Raw genomic sequence first — 13,742 nt, forward strand, 5'->3', positions numbered from 1 at the left:
AGGTAGCCTGCGAGCGCTATGCCCTCGTATGACGCTTCCGTCCCGCCCTCCGGCCCCGGTGCCGGCCGTCGGCGTGTTCTGGGGCGGGGGCCCGGGGAGGCGCCCCCGGCCCCTGTCGAGGAGCCGGTGCCGGCGCCGCCCGTCGGTTCCGGGGCGCCGGCGGAGCCCGTGGAGTCCGGGCCCGAGGTTCTTGCCGGGCCCGAGCCTCCCGTCGAGCCCGAGCCAGAGGTCCCCATCGGGCCCGAGCCCGAGCTTTTCGCCGAGTTCGAAGCCGCATCCGAACCCGAGCCGGAGCCCGACGACGAGGACGGCGACGGTGTCTTCAAGGTGCGCCTCGCGAACTTCGAGGGCCCCTTCGACCTGCTGCTTCAGCTGATCTCGAAGCACAAGATGGACGTCACGGAAGTGGCGCTGTCGCGCGTCACCGACGATTTCATGGCCCACATCAGGGCCATGGGCCCGGACTGGGACCTCGACCAGACGACCGAGTTCCTCGTGGTCGCGGCCACCCTGCTCGACCTCAAGGCGGCGCGCCTGCTGCCGTCCGCCGAGGTCGAGGACGAGGCGGACCTGGCGCTGCTCGAGGCCCGGGACCTGCTCTTCGCGCGGCTCCTCCAGTACCGCGCGTACAAGCACATCGCGGACATCTTCCAGGCCCGCCTCGACCAGGAGGCCCGCCGCTACCCCCGTACCGTCGGACTGGAGGACCACCACGCGGAGCTGCTTCCCGAGGTGGTCATCAGCATCGGGGCCGAGGGGTTCGCGAAGCTGGCCGTGAAGGCGATGCAGCCCAGGCCCAGGCCGCAGGTGTACGTCGACCACATCCACGCGCCGCTGGTCAGCGTGCAGGAGCAGGCGGGGATCATGGTGGCCCGGCTGAAGGAGCTGGGGGCGGCCAGTTTCCGCGACCTCATCGAGGACACCGCCGACACCCTGACCGTCGTCGCCCGGTTCCTCGCCCTGCTGGAGCTGTACCGCGAGAAGGCCGTGGCGCTGGACCAGGAAGACGCCCTCGGGGAACTGGTCGTGCGCTGGACCGGCGGGGACAGCGACGAGCAGCCGAAGGTGACGGACGAGTTCGACCGGCCGCCCGAGGTGCCCAAGGAGGAGAAGAAGGCGTGAGCGAGGACACCACCGAGATCCCGGCCGGGCCGCGCACCGTCGCCGACCTCGATCTCAAACCCGCCCTGGAGGCCGTCCTCATGGTCGTGGACGAACCCGCGACCGTGGAGCACCTCTCGAAGATCCTGGAGCGGCCGAAGCGGCGGATCGCGGCCGCGCTGCGCGAGCTGGCCGACGAGTACACCGTGCAGGGACGCGGCTTCGAGCTGCGGCTCATCGCCGGGGGCTGGCGGTTCTACAGCCGGCCCGAGTACGCCATGGCCGTCGAGCGCTTCGTCCTGGACGGGCAGCAGGCCCGGCTCACCCAGGCGGCCCTGGAGACGCTGGCCGTCGTCGCGTACCGTCAGCCGGTCAGCCGATCCAGGGTCTCGGCGGTCCGCGGAGTCAACTGTGACGGCGTGATGCGCACCCTCCTCCAGCGCGGTCTGGTCGAGGAGGCGGGCACGGAACCCGAAACAGGTGCGATCCTGTACAGGACGACGAACTACTTCCTGGAGCGAATGGGCCTGCGCGGCCTGGACGAGCTCCCGGAGCTCGCGCCCTTCCTCCCCGAGGCGGACGCGATCGAAGCAGAGACGCTGGAAGGGGTCCCGTCGTTCGATCCGGACGCACCGGACTCAGATGCAGACGACACGACGACGACGGAACTTTGATGCGAAGCAGTGGCAGTGGCAGTGGCGGTAACAGCGGGCGCGGCAACCCCCGCGGCTCCAGTGGGGGCGGCAGCTCCCGCGGATCCGGCGGAGGCGGCAGCTCCCGTGGGTCCGGCGGAGGCGGCAACCCTCGCGGGTCCGGTGGGGGCGCCGGCTCCCGTGGGTCCGGCGGGAGCGGAGACTCCCGCGGGGCCGGCGGGCGCGGAGCCCCCCGGGGAACCGGTGCGGGCGGCTCCCAGCCGAGGAGCGGGGGAGGGCGTGACGAGCAGCCCAAGCGCCCCGGCAAGCCGCGTCCCGAGGAGCGCCGCTACGACGTAGGCCCCGCCGCCTCCCACGAGGGCCCCAAGTCCGGGCGCGGCAACGCGGCCCGCGGCGGCGCCAAGGGCGGCCCCAAGCAGGGTCAGCAGCGCGGCGGCCGTACGGAGCCGGCGCGTTCGCGTGAGTACGAGACGCGGGCCGAGGAGCGCAACCGGGACCGGTACGCCGGCAAGCCGGAGATCAAGACGCCCAGGACCCACCCCGGGGCCGAGGAGGAGGGCGAGCGCCTGCAGAAGGTGCTCGCGCGCGCGGGCTACGGTTCGCGGCGCGCCTGCGAGGAACTGGTCGAGCAGGCCAGGGTCGAGGTCAACGGCGAGATCGTGCTGGAACAGGGCATGCGCGTCGACCCGGAGAAGGATGAGATCAAGGTCGACGGGCTGACCGTCGCCACGCAGTCGTACCAGTTCTTCTCGCTGAACAAGCCCGCCGGTGTCGTCTCGACCATGGAGGACACCGAGGGCCGTCAGTGCCTCGGCGACTACGTGACGAACCGCGAGACGCGGCTCTTCCACGTCGGGCGGCTGGACACCGAGACCGAGGGCGTCATCCTGCTCACCAACCACGGTGAACTGGCGCACCGCCTGACCCACCCCAAGTACGGCGTGAAGAAGGTCTACCTCGCGCACATCGTGGGCCCCATCCCGCGCGACCTGGGCAAGCAGCTCAAGAACGGCATCCAGCTGGAGGACGGGTACGCGAAGGCGGACCACTTCCGGGTCGTCGAGCAGACCGGCAAGAACTACATGGTCGAGGTGACCCTGCACGAGGGCCGCAAGCACATCGTGCGCCGCATGCTCGCGGAGGCCGGCTTCCCGGTCGACAAGCTGGTGCGCGTCTCCTTCGGCCCGATCACCCTGGGCGACCAGAAGTCGGGCTGGCTGCGCCGCCTGTCGAACACCGAGGTCGGAATGCTCATGCAGGAGGTCGACCTCTAGGAGCGCCTGTCGCTCAGGAGTGCCCGTCGTTTTCGGCCGGTTCCGGGATTGTTCCGGAACCGGCCGATGCTTTTTCCGCTTCCCGGCCGTCTGTACGGGTGAGGGAAGGGAGCCCGCGATGGGTGGGACGAGAGAACGCGAGGGCCGGTCGTCCTCGCGGAGCGGGACGGACCGGATCGTCACGAGCAGACGTCTGACGGCTCCGGAGGGCGGTGTGCGCCGTTTGTCGCCCACGGGGGCCGGCGGGCCGGGAGGCGTGCCTGGAGGGCTCCTGAGGGCCGCTGGGGCGGACGGCGTGTGTGAGGCGCGTTTCGGGACGGGCGGGGTGTGCCCGTGAACTCCGGGGAGCTGCTGGAACGTTCGCTCGCGTACGCGCTGGGGAGTGTCGCCGTCGTGGTGCCGGGGAGTCTGGGGCGCGCCACGCCCTGCGCCCGGTGGGATCTGGGGGAGCTGCTCGGGCATCTCGACGACTCGGTGGACGCGCTCTACGAAGGGGTCTCCGAGGGACGGGTGGGCCTGTGTCCCTCGCCGCGGGCGGCCGATCCCGTGTGCGCGTTCCGGGAACGGGCCTGCGCGCTGCTCGGCGCCTGGGCCGTGGTGTCGGGCGCGGTGCCGTCGGCCGAGCCGTCCGTGCGGGTGGGGGACCGGTCGCTCGAAGTCGGGCCGCTGGCGGCCGTCGGCGCAGTCGAGATCGCCGTACACGGATGGGACGTTGCCCAGGCGTGCGGGCGGTCGCGGCCGATTCCGCCGGCGCTCGCGGGCGAACTGCTCTCAGTGGCAGGGGAGTTCGTCGCGGACGCGGACCGGGGTGTGCGCTTCGCCGAGCCGGTCGGCGCGCTGTCGTCCTGGTCCCGGCCCGAGGACCGGCTGCTGGCCTTCCTGGGGCGGCGTCCGAGCCCCCCGCGCCTCCTTCCGGGGCCGGGCCCGGTCTGCCTCCCGTGACTGAGCCCGGGGTGACTGTTTCCGGGCCGCGGCGGGCTGATCAAGGTGTGCGTGTCGACGGGTGGGGTCGCTGCGGCGGGAGCGGCGGTGGCGGCGTTCGGCCGTCTTGATCTGCCAAGAAGCCCTCGAATCAGCTCACTTGGAGGCTTGTGTGAGCCTACTCACCTCACTTATAGTCGTGATGACTATTAGTCGTTCTGACTATTAAGTGGGGAGTGAGTGGGCGTGCTCGCACGCGAAGGTCGGGCGTCTGGCGGCAACGCGCCAGAGGGCTACGACAAGTACGCGTTCGAGCCCTTCGCCGTCACCGTCGACTTGGCCGTCCTGACGGTCCGTGCGGGCGTGCTCCAGGTGCTGCTCGTCGAGCGCGGACAGGAGCCGTATCTGGGCCGCTGGGCGCTGCCCGGCGGCTTCGTGCTGCCGCACGAGTCCGCGGAGACGGCGGCCCGGCGCGAACTCGCCGAGGAAACCGGCCTGTCGGACATCTCCGGGCTCCACCTCGAACAGTTGCGGACGTACAGCGAACCCCGCCGCGACCCCAGGATGCGCGTCGTCTCCGTCGCCTTCGCCGCGCTGCTCGCGGACCCTCCCGAGCCGCACGGCGGCGGTGACGCGGCGCAGGCCCAGTGGCTGCGGTACGACGCGCTCGGTCCCCTCGCCTTCGACCACGACCGGATCCTCGCCGACGCCCACGAACGCGTCGGTGCCAAGCTCGAGTACAGCTGTCTCGCCACGTCCTTCTGCCCGCCCGAGTTCACCCTCGGAGAGTTGCAGCAGGTGTACGAGACCGTGTGGGGAACCGCCCTCGACCGGCCCAACTTCCGGCGCAAGGTGCTCGCCACGCCGGGCTTCGTCGACCAGGTCCCGGGTGCCGCGCGTCTGACCGGAGGCCGCGGAAAACCCGCCGCGGTCTACCGCGCGGGCGGCGCCACCACCCTGCACCCGCCCCTGATGCGTCCCACTCAGGAAGGACGACCCACATGACCACCACGACGCTCGCGAAACGTGCCGCCACCGGATCCCTGCTCGGCCTCGCCCTCGGCGACGCGATGGGGTTCCCTACCGAGTTCAACTCCGTGCCGGCGATTCTCGCCAAGTGCGGGCCCTGGCGCGAGATGGACCTGCCCAGGCCCGCCATCGTCACGGACGACACCCAGATGACGCTGGCGCTGGCCCGCGGGCTGCGTACCGCCATGGACCGTGGACTGCTGGACCCGCTGCGGATGGAGCGGCCGGTGCGCCAGGAGTTCGTGAACTGGTACCAGTCGCCCGACAACAACCGCGCGCCCGGCCGCACCTGTCTCGTCGCCTGCAACCTCCTGAAGAACGAGAAGCGCCCCTGGCAGGAGGCCAGCCAGATCGGCTCCAAGGGCTGCGGCGCCAACATGCGCGTGGCGCCCGTCGGGCTGGTGCGCGGGCTGAGTGAGGAACAGCGCGCGGGAGCCGCCCAGTTGCAGGCCGCCCTCACCCACGGACACCCCACGGCACTCGCCGCCGCCGACCTCACCGCACACGCGATCTGGCTCCTCGCCGAGGGGACCGAGCCGATGGGCCTGGTCGGCCGGCTGCGCTCGTACGCCTACGAGAACCGCCACAACTACCACTCCCGCTGGCTCGGCGACCTGTGGACCCGCGGCCAGGACCCCACGCCGGAGCACTTCATCGGGCGCGGCTGGGACGAGTGCCTGGAGACCCTGGACCACCTCAGGCACGCCGTGCGCACGGTCTCGCCCGAGGCCGATCCGTGCCTCGCCACCGGCGGGGGCTGGGTCGCCGAAGAGGCGCTCGCCACCGGCCTGTTGTGCTTCCTGATGCTCGTCGACGAACCCCTCACCGCCGTACGCCGGGCCGCCTGCACCTCCGGCGACTCCGACTCCATCGCCTGCCTGACCGGCGCCTTCGCCGGGGCCTACCACGGCTCGGACGCGTGGCCGACGTCGTGGGCCGACCGCATCGAGTACCAGGGTGACCTCATGTCGCTGGGGGCGCTCTGGGACGCCTGAGCGGCGGACTCAAGCCCCCGCACGGAGAGCTGACGCCTGGCGGACGCGCACGAGGAAGTCCTCGACGCGTGCCCGGTCCGGCTCGGCGGGGAGCGGGCTGCCGCCGGCCGACTCGTCCGCCTCCGTCACCAACTCGGTCATCCAGGTCTCGACGCGCGACCAGGAGACCTCGCCCCGCTTCACCGCGAGCAGCGGCTCACGCTGATCGCCGACGTCGATCGTGAGCCTGCCCGTGCGCAGCAGATCACGGGAGCTCGCCAGCAGGCGGAGGAGGTGCATGGCGTGCTTCCAGCGAGGGGCGCCGTGCTGACGTACGTCGGCCTCCAGCTTCCTGTGCTGGCCCATGGCATAGCGGATGAACGTCTCGTGTGCCCGCCGCGACAGGAACGCCTCGCGCAGGGCGAGGAGTTCGCGGCCCGTGTCGTCGACGTACTCCACGACGGGGGAGTGCAGGCACTCCAGGATGTTCGGGTTGGCGCGCAGGGCCAGCTCGCAGAAGCGCTCCAGTTCCCAGCTGAACTGCTCCTCCGCCGGGCCCTCGACGTGGGTCGGCGGCTTCTCGAAGCGCCAGAAGAGCGGGGTCGGGGCGAGGAACACGCCCCGCCGGTCCGTGTCGCTGGTGTCCGTGGCCAGGCCGAAGGCGCGCGAACCCATCACGCAGGAGTAGATCGTGTGGTCGCGCACCAGGGCCTCGGAATCCATGTCCCGGAGCGTATGCGCCAACTCACGCCAGGCTGATCGAATTTCCTGTCACGGTGATCTGCTTCTCGGGCAGCGGCTGCGTGGCCGGCGGGTTGGCCACCGAGCCGTCCTTGATGCTGAACTTGCTGCCGTGGCAGGTGCAGTTGATGGTGCCGTCCGCGACGTTGGCCACCGGGCACCGCTGGTGGGTGCAGATGTTGGAGAAGGCCTTGAACTGGTCCTTCTCCGGCTGGGTCACCACGACCTGCTCGTCCTTGAAGATCTTCCCCCCGCCGACCGGGATGTCGCTCGTCCTGGCCAGTTCCTGTCCGGGGGAGGCGGCGGCGGACGAGGAGTCACCGCTGTCGCCGTACTCACTGCAACCCGCGACGAGAGCCGCCGCGCCGCTCGCGAGAAGAATCGTGCGCCGCGTCGGGCGATGGGTCATGTCGTCACTCCGAAGGTGCGGAAGAACCAGAGGGCGGACGTCAGCCAGATGACGGTGAGGATGGTGAACACGAGCCCGCCGACGATCGGGAGCAGCCAGCCCGGCAGTCGCTCCGAGCGGAGCAGCAGCATCTTGGCACTGAAGGCACCGAAGAAGAAGCAACCCAGGAGAGAGTGCCACAAAACGCGTGTTTCGTACGTCTGATAGCCCAGCGCGTACAGGCAGTGCACCGCGACCGGCACCGACACCAGGAACGCGATCCGCCCCGACCAGCGGTGCAGCGCCGACGACCAGCTCGGCCCCGGCAGCCTCCCGTACACCATGAGGGCCGAGACGACCTGGACGAGCGCGAAGGCGAAGGCCGCCGTCGCCAGCCAGGACTTCACGGCGCCCGTGCTGCTGAAGCCGGCCAGGTTGAAGGCGGTCCCCGCCGGGTCGTGCACCTTGCCGTACACGCCGAGGCCGACCGCCACCGCCGCGGCGACCAGGGCCGGGACGAGATAGCGGGCCGGGTTCGGACGGCTGCGTCCGGGCGGCCCGGTCGGGAAGCCCCGGGTTGCGGCGTTCGGATCCACGGTCATGAACGGCTCCCTGCGCGAGAGGGGGTCGGATGATGGGGACGAGCGGGAGGTCAGGGCGTGACGGGCCGGGCGGTGAGCTGTTCGCCGTCGATCGTCACGGCGCCGGTCTCCGGGTCGATCTCGGGCGCCGGTGCGGGCCTGTCGTCGCGTTTGAGGATGCCGACCTGATCACCGCCGGGCAGCACGATCCAGCCGCCGTCGACCTTGGCGCCGCGCACGGTGGCAGTCGCCCGGTACAGTCCGGACGGCTTGACCGCCTGGTCCGCGGTGAACCCGTAGCGCTGCCCGCCCAGGTCGACGGTGCCCCGGATCCGCCTGCCGTCCTGGAGCCTGCCGTTCAGCTCGTCGCCCTTCTTGCCCGTGAGCTTCATGGTGCCGTCGTCCTTGACGTCGCCCTTCAGCCAGGACTCCTTGTCGTGGCCGTCGCAGAAGTACGCGATCGCCCTGCCGCCCCGCACGGTGACCGCGATCGCCGAGGAGTCGTCGTCGGTACGGCCCGCGTAGTCGGCGTTGGACGGCGCTTTCTTCGACGGGGTCGGCGACGGAGACGGTGGCGCGGTGGTCTTCGTGGGCGCCGGGCTTGGTTCGGCGCTCGGCGACGTGGACGCGGCCGGCGCCGCCTCCTGGGTGGACGACGCGGGCTTCGTCCCCGTCGTCGCGTTGAGCGACAGCAGGAACAGGCCGAGCACCAGTCCCGCGAGAAGGGTGACAACGGGTCCTGGACGCTTCATACGGGCCATGCGGGCCTCCCCCGAGGCGAGTCTCCTGCTATGAGAGCGGACCCTCGCCCCGGCGTCCAGAGGCGCACGGATGCGTTCTCGCTACATGTGGGACGAGTGGCGGAACGGAATGGTTCGAGTGACATTGGCAGGGTCTGAGGCCGGGCGGTGACCTGCCCCCGGCCCCGCTCTCGAAAGGCGTGACCAACCATGGCGGGTAACGATCTCGGCAGCCTGCTCGGCGGCCTCCTCGGTGGAGGCAAGGGCGGAACGGCCGGCGGTTCCGGCGCGGGCATCCTCGGGGCGCTCCTCCAGTCCCTGGCCGGCGGTTCGGGCAGCGGTCCGGCCGGTGGCGGCAGCGGCAACCCGCTGGGCGGCCTGCTGGAGATGCTCGCCAGGTCGGGGCTCACCGAGCAGAAGAACTCCTGGGTGGGCACCGGCGAGAACCAGCCCGTGACCGGCGCGCAGATCCAGCAGGCGGTACCCGACGAGACCCTCAAGCAGGTCGCCGAACAGGCCGGCGTCACTCCGGACCAGGCCGCGACCAAGATCGCCGAGACCCTGCCGCAGGCGGTCGACAAGCTGTCTCCGAACGGCCGGTTGCCGTCCGCGTCCCTGGAGGACCTCATCAAGGCGCAGCAGGTCTGACGCCCCGCGCCGGGTGCGCGGCCCCCGTCTCGTCAGGCGGGCGCCGCGCACCGGCGCGTTGCGGGCTGACTACGCTGGTGTGACAAGACGTATACGTACATCAGCGAGGAGCATCACCGTGGCGGTACGAGCGGTCCGGGGCGCCGTCCAACTGGAGCGGGACGAGGCCGGCCACATGGACGAGCAGGTCAGCGAGCTGCTCACCGCCGTCCTGGACCGGAACGGCCTCACCACCGACGACCTGATCAGCATCTGGTTCACCGCGACGCCCGACCTGCACAGCGACTTCCCGGCGGCCGCCGCGCGCAAGCTCGGCATCGTCGACGTGCCGCTGATCTGCGCCCAGGAACTGGCGATCGACGGCGCGATGCCCCGAGTCGTACGCGTCCTCGCGCACATCGAGTCCGACAAGCCCCGCGCCGACATCGCACACGTCTACCTGGGCGCGGCGGGCGCACTCCGCAAGGACATCGCCCAGTGAGGACAGCCCTCGTCATCGGCACCGGGCTGATCGGCACGTCGGCGGCCCTGGCCCTGACCGCACGCGGCGTCGTGGTCCACCTCACCGACCACGACCCGGAGCAGGCCCGTACGGCGGCCGCGCTCGGCGCCGGCACGGGCGAGGCGCCGGACGGTCCCGTCGACCTCGCGATCGTGGCCGCGCCGCCCGCGCACGTGGCCGCGACCCTCGCGGACGCCATGCGGCGCGGAGTGGCGCGCGGCTACCTCGACGTGGCGAGCGTCAAGGGCGGTCCGCGCCGGGAGCTGGAGGCGCTCGGCCTCGACCTGTCGTCGTACATCGGGTCGCACCCCATGTCGGGCCGGGAGAAGTCGGGGCCGCTGGCCGCCACCGCGGACCTCTTCGAGGGGCGCCCCTGGGTCCTGACGCCGACCCGGGACACCGACACCGAGGTGCTCAACCTCGCCCTCGAACTCGTCTCGCACTGCCGTGCCGTACCCGTCGTCATGGACGCGGACGCCCACGACCGGGCCGTCGCGCTCGTCTCCCACATGCCCCACCTGGTGTCCAGCATGGTCGCCGCGCGCCTGGAGCACGCCGAGGAGGCCGCCGTACGCCTCTGTGGCCAGGGCATCCGCGACGTGACCCGGATCGCCGCCTCCGACCCCCGGATGTGGATCGACATCCTGTCCGCGAACCCGGGACCGGTCGCCGACCTCCTCGCCGACGTCTCCGCCGACCTCGACGAGACGGTCCAGGCCCTGCGCGCCCTCCAGTCCTCCGACGAGGCCAAGCGGCGTACGGGTGCCACCGGTATCGAGGAGGTCCTGCGCCGCGGGAACGCCGGCCAGGTCCGGGTGCCCGGCAAGCACGGCTCCGCGCCGCGCGCCTACGAGGTCGTGGCCGTACTCATCGACGACCAGCCCGGCCAGCTCGCCCGCATCTTCGCCGACGCGGGGATGGCGGGGGTCAACATCGAGGACGTACGCATCGAGCACGCGACCGGGCAGCAGGCCGGTCTGGTGCAGCTGATGGTGGAGCCGAAGGCGGCGCCGGTGCTGAGCGCGGCGCTGCGGGAGCGGGGCTGGGCGCTGCGGCAGTAGTGACGGCGGCGGCCCTCCGCGGGTGGTTCCGGTCACCGCCCGCGTGGGCCGGTGACAGGGCCAGTAATACGGGGTCCGTGAAGCCAGTAACCTTGTGCGGGGCGCGATCGTGTCCTGTACAAGCCTCCGCCCCGCACCAGGAAGGTGTTCCCACCGTGGAAAACGGCGCCGCCCGGACCGTACCGGCTGTGATTGTCGCGATTGACGGCCCCTCCGGCACGGGCAAGTCGAGCACCTCGAAGGCGGTGGCCTCGCAGCTCGGGCTGAGCTACCTGGACACGGGCGCCCAGTACCGGGCGATCACCTGGTGGATGCTGAGCAACGGGATCGACGTCACGGACCCGAGCGCGATCGCCGCCGCCGCGGGCAAGCCGGAGATCCTCTCCGGCACCGACCCGCTCGCGCCGGCCATCACCGTCGACGGGACCGATGTCGCGGGCCCGATCCGCACCGACGAGGTCACCTCCAAGGTGAGCGCGGTCAGCGCGGTGCCCGAGGTGCGTGCGCGGATCACCGACCTCCAGCGTTCGATCGCCGCCGACGCCACGGGCGGGATCGTCGTCGAGGGGCGTGACATCGGGACGACCGTGCTGCCCGGCGCCGACCTGAAGATCTTCCTCACCGCGTCCGCGGAGGCGCGGGCCGCCCGGCGCAGCGGTGAGACCAAGGGCGCCGACGTCAACGCCACCCGCGAGGCACTGGTCAAGCGGGACGCGGCCGACTCCAGCCGCAAGACGTCCCCGCTCGCCAAGGCCGACGACGCGGTCGAGGTGGACACCTCCGACCTCACACTCCAGCAGGTCATCGAGTGCGTCGTCACCCTCGTCGAGGAGAAGCGGGACGCGAAGTGACCGAAGCACCATCGGTACGGGGTGCCGAGGTCGGGCGCCGTATCGGCGTAGGACTGATGTACGGCCTGTGGAGGCCGCGCGTCCTCGGCGCCTGGAAGGTCCCCGCGAGCGGCCCGGTGATCCTGGCCGTCAACCACTCCCACAACATCGACGGACCGATGGTCATCGGGGTGGCGCCCAGGGCGTCGCACTTCCTGGTCAAGAAGGAGGCGTTCGTCGGCCCGCTCGGTCCCTGCATGCGAGCCCTCGGCCAGCTGGAGGTCGACCGCTCGACCGCCGACCGTGCGGCCGTCACCCGGGCGCTGGGGGTGCTGTCGGACGGTGGTGTCCTCGGCATCTTCCCCGAGGGCTCCCGCGGTGAGGGCGACTTCGCGTCGCTGCGGGGCGGACTCTCGTACTTCGCCGTACGCAGCGGGGCGCCCGTCGTCCCGGTGGCGGTACTGGGAAGTTCCGAGAAGAGCAGCCGGTTGATAAAAGGGCTGCCCCCGCTGCGCAGCAGGGTGGACGTCGTCTTCGGCGACCCCTTCGAAGCGGGCGACGGCAGCGGACGGCGTACGCGCAAGGCCCTCGACGAGGCGACCGTACGCATCCAGAAGCAGCTCACCACGCACCTGGAGCACGCCAGGCGCCTCACCGGGCGCCGGGAAAACGCCGGGCGCCCCACCGGGCACTAGGCGACACTTGAGTAGTGGATCTCCCGATATGCGGAGGGTCCACCGATCACGACGATGAACTACGAGGTACGGACTTCATGAACGACCACATCCAGCCCGACGGCTCGGCAGAGCACGAGCACGGGGCGCTTGGCGATGCCGAGTACGCGGAGTTCATGGAGCTCGCCGCGGAAGAGGGCTTCGACGTCGAGGACGTCGAGGGCGCGCTCGGGGAGGCGGGCCACGGTCCGCTGCCCGTGCTCGCCGTCGTCGGCCGCCCCAACGTCGGCAAGTCGACCCTGGTGAACCGGATCATCGGCCGCCGCGAGGCGGTCGTCGAGGACAAGCCGGGCGTCACCCGCGACCGCGTCACCTACGAGGCCGAGTGGGCGGGCCGCCGCTTCAAGCTCGTCGACACCGGCGGCTGGGAGCAGGACGTCCTCGGCATCGACGCCTCGGTGGCCGCACAGGCCGAGTACGCGATCGACGCGGCCGACGCGGTCGTCTTCGTCGTCGACGCCAAGGTCGGCGCCACCGACACCGACGAGGCGGTCGTACGACTGCTGCGCAAGGCCGGCAAGCCCGTGGTCCTGTGCGCCAACAAGGTCGACGGCCTGAGCGGCGAGGCAGACGCCTCCTACCTCTGGGCCCTGGGCCTCGGCGAGCCGCACCCCGTCTCCGCGCTGCACGGCCGTGGCACCGGCGACATGCTGGACGCCGTCCTGGAGGCGCTGCCCGACGCCCCGGCGCAGACCTTCGGCACCGCGGTCGGCGGCCCCCGGCGGATCGCCCTCATCGGCCGCCCGAACGTCGGCAAGTCCTCGCTGCTGAACAAGGTGGCCAACGAGGACCGGGTCGTCGTCAACGAGGTGGCGGGCACCACCCGTGACCCGGTCGACGAGCTCATCGAACTCGGCGGTATCACCTGGAAGTTCGTCGACACGGCGGGCATCCGCAAGCGTGTGCACCTCCAGCAGGGCGCCGACTACTACGCCTCGCTGCGGACGGCCGCCGCCGTCGAGAAGGCCGAGGTCGCCGTCATCCTGATCGACGCGTCCGAGACCATCTCGGTCCAGGACCAGCGCATCGTGACGATGGCCGTCGAGGCCGGGCGCGCGATCGTCCTCGCCTTCAACAAGTGGGACACCCTCGACGAGGAGCGCCGCTACTACCTGGAGCGCGAGATCGAGACCGAGCTCCTCCAGGTCGCCTGGGCGCCGCGGGTGAACGTCTCCGCGCGCACCGGACGGCACATGGAGAAGCTCGTCCCGGCGATCGAGGCCGCCCTGGCCGGCTGGGAGACCCGCGTCCCGACCGGCCGTCTCAACGCCTTCCTCGGCGAGCTGGTCGCCGCCCACCCGCACCCGGTCCGCGGCGGCAAGCAGCCGCGCATCCTCTTCGGCACGCAGGCGGGCACCAAGCCCCCGCGGTTCGTGCTCTTCGCCTCCGGCTTCATCGAGCACGGTTACCGGCGCTTCATCGAGCGCCGGCTGCGCGAGGAGTTCAGCTTCGACGGGACGCCGATCCACATCTCGGTACGGGTGCGCGAGAAGCGCGGCGCCAAGAAGAAGTAGCGGCGACGGGAAAGGGGCGGCTCCTTGAGGAGCCGCCCCTTTCCCGTGGTT

Annotated in this window: 16 protein-coding genes; 12 read left to right on the forward strand and 4 right to left on the reverse strand. The window is 71.5% G+C overall.

The features are described 5' to 3' along the window. Positions 1–18: 18 nt before the first annotated feature. The 6 genes from ACIBLC_RS15570 to ACIBLC_RS15595 all read left to right on the forward strand — a co-directional run bounded on the left by ACIBLC_RS15570 (position 19) and on the right by ACIBLC_RS15595 (position 5,973). A complete protein-coding gene (locus ACIBLC_RS15570) occupies positions 19–1,122 on the forward strand; it encodes a segregation and condensation protein A (RefSeq protein ID WP_399211455.1) in 1,104 nt (367 codons plus the stop codon). Continuing rightward, on the forward strand, positions 1,119–1,775 hold the full coding sequence (gene scpB, locus ACIBLC_RS15575) for an SMC-Scp complex subunit ScpB (RefSeq protein WP_399211456.1): 657 nt from the start codon (positions 1,119–1,121) through the stop codon (positions 1,773–1,775). Before ACIBLC_RS15570 ends, scpB begins: the two co-directional genes overlap by 4 nt. After that, on the forward strand, positions 1,775–3,028 hold the full coding sequence (locus ACIBLC_RS15580) for a pseudouridine synthase (RefSeq protein ID WP_399211457.1): 1,254 nt from the start codon (positions 1,775–1,777) through the stop codon (positions 3,026–3,028). The genes scpB and ACIBLC_RS15580 overlap by 1 nt, the downstream gene beginning before the upstream one ends. A 333-nt stretch (positions 3,029–3,361) precedes the next feature. Beyond that, positions 3,362–3,970 (forward strand): maleylpyruvate isomerase family mycothiol-dependent enzyme, encoded by a 609-nt coding sequence (locus ACIBLC_RS15585; protein ID WP_399211458.1) that lies wholly within the window; start codon positions 3,362–3,364, stop codon positions 3,968–3,970. A 225-nt stretch (positions 3,971–4,195) separates the two neighbouring features. Beyond that, on the forward strand, positions 4,196–4,954 hold the full coding sequence (locus tag ACIBLC_RS15590) for an NUDIX hydrolase (protein ID WP_399211459.1): 759 nt from the start codon (positions 4,196–4,198) through the stop codon (positions 4,952–4,954). Continuing rightward, positions 4,951–5,973: an ADP-ribosylglycohydrolase family protein gene (locus ACIBLC_RS15595; protein ID WP_399211460.1), complete on the forward strand. Its 1,023-nt coding sequence runs from the start codon at positions 4,951–4,953 to the stop codon at positions 5,971–5,973. Before ACIBLC_RS15590 ends, ACIBLC_RS15595 begins: the two co-directional genes overlap by 4 nt. Positions 5,974–5,982: 9 nt before the next feature. Here the strand turns inward: ACIBLC_RS15595 and ACIBLC_RS15600 are convergent, their stop codons facing one another. Genes ACIBLC_RS15600 through ACIBLC_RS15615 form a run of 4 tightly spaced genes read right to left on the reverse strand, consistent with a single transcriptional unit; the run spans position 5,983 to position 8,414 of the window. Then, positions 5,983–6,675: a DNA polymerase beta superfamily protein gene (locus ACIBLC_RS15600; protein ID WP_399211461.1), complete on the reverse strand. Its 693-nt coding sequence runs from the start codon at positions 6,673–6,675 to the stop codon at positions 5,983–5,985. A 22-nt stretch (positions 6,676–6,697) separates the two neighbouring features. Then, positions 6,698–7,102 carry a Rieske (2Fe-2S) protein gene (locus ACIBLC_RS15605; protein WP_399211462.1) on the reverse strand — a complete coding sequence of 135 codons (405 nt, stop codon included), beginning with the start codon at positions 7,100–7,102 and terminating at the stop codon, positions 6,698–6,700. Continuing rightward, on the reverse strand, positions 7,099–7,683 hold the full coding sequence (locus ACIBLC_RS15610) for a DUF6529 family protein (RefSeq protein WP_399211464.1): 585 nt from the start codon (positions 7,681–7,683) through the stop codon (positions 7,099–7,101). Before ACIBLC_RS15610 ends, ACIBLC_RS15605 begins: the two co-directional genes overlap by 4 nt. 50 nt (positions 7,684–7,733) lie before the next feature. Then, complete coding sequence (locus ACIBLC_RS15615; RefSeq protein WP_399211803.1) at positions 7,734–8,414, reverse strand: hypothetical protein; 681 nt, start codon at positions 8,412–8,414, stop codon at positions 7,734–7,736. Between the two features lie 198 nt (positions 8,415–8,612). On the opposite strand from ACIBLC_RS15615, the gene ACIBLC_RS15620 reads away from it, so the two are divergent. The 6 genes from ACIBLC_RS15620 (at position 8,613) to der (ending at position 13,691) form a co-directional block, all read left to right on the forward strand. Next, positions 8,613–9,050: a YidB family protein gene (locus ACIBLC_RS15620; protein ID WP_399211465.1), complete on the forward strand. Its 438-nt coding sequence runs from the start codon at positions 8,613–8,615 to the stop codon at positions 9,048–9,050. A gap of 118 nt (positions 9,051–9,168) precedes the next feature. Further along, positions 9,169–9,531 (forward strand): chorismate mutase, encoded by a 363-nt coding sequence (gene aroH, locus ACIBLC_RS15625; RefSeq protein WP_383689019.1) that lies wholly within the window; start codon positions 9,169–9,171, stop codon positions 9,529–9,531. Continuing rightward, positions 9,528–10,613 (forward strand): prephenate dehydrogenase, encoded by a 1,086-nt coding sequence (locus ACIBLC_RS15630; RefSeq protein ID WP_399211466.1) that lies wholly within the window; start codon positions 9,528–9,530, stop codon positions 10,611–10,613. The genes aroH and ACIBLC_RS15630 overlap by 4 nt, the downstream gene beginning before the upstream one ends. Positions 10,614–10,768: 155 nt before the next feature. Next, positions 10,769–11,464: a (d)CMP kinase gene (gene cmk / locus ACIBLC_RS15635; RefSeq protein WP_399211468.1), complete on the forward strand. Its 696-nt coding sequence runs from the start codon at positions 10,769–10,771 to the stop codon at positions 11,462–11,464. Positions 11,465–11,520: 56 nt separating this feature from the next. After that, positions 11,521–12,138 carry a lysophospholipid acyltransferase family protein gene (locus tag ACIBLC_RS15640; protein ID WP_399211804.1) on the forward strand — a complete coding sequence of 206 codons (618 nt, stop codon included), beginning with the start codon at positions 11,521–11,523 and terminating at the stop codon, positions 12,136–12,138. Positions 12,139–12,215: 77 nt separating this feature from the next. Then, positions 12,216–13,691 carry a ribosome biogenesis GTPase Der gene (der, locus tag ACIBLC_RS15645; RefSeq protein ID WP_399211469.1) on the forward strand — a complete coding sequence of 492 codons (1,476 nt, stop codon included), beginning with the start codon at positions 12,216–12,218 and terminating at the stop codon, positions 13,689–13,691. The last annotated feature ends 51 nt before the right edge of the window (positions 13,692–13,742 follow it).

Origin of the sequence: Streptomyces sp. NPDC050535 (assembly GCF_044457665.1) — a bacterium.
In the GTDB taxonomy this organism is placed as follows: domain Bacteria; phylum Actinomycetota; class Actinomycetes; order Streptomycetales; family Streptomycetaceae; genus Streptomyces.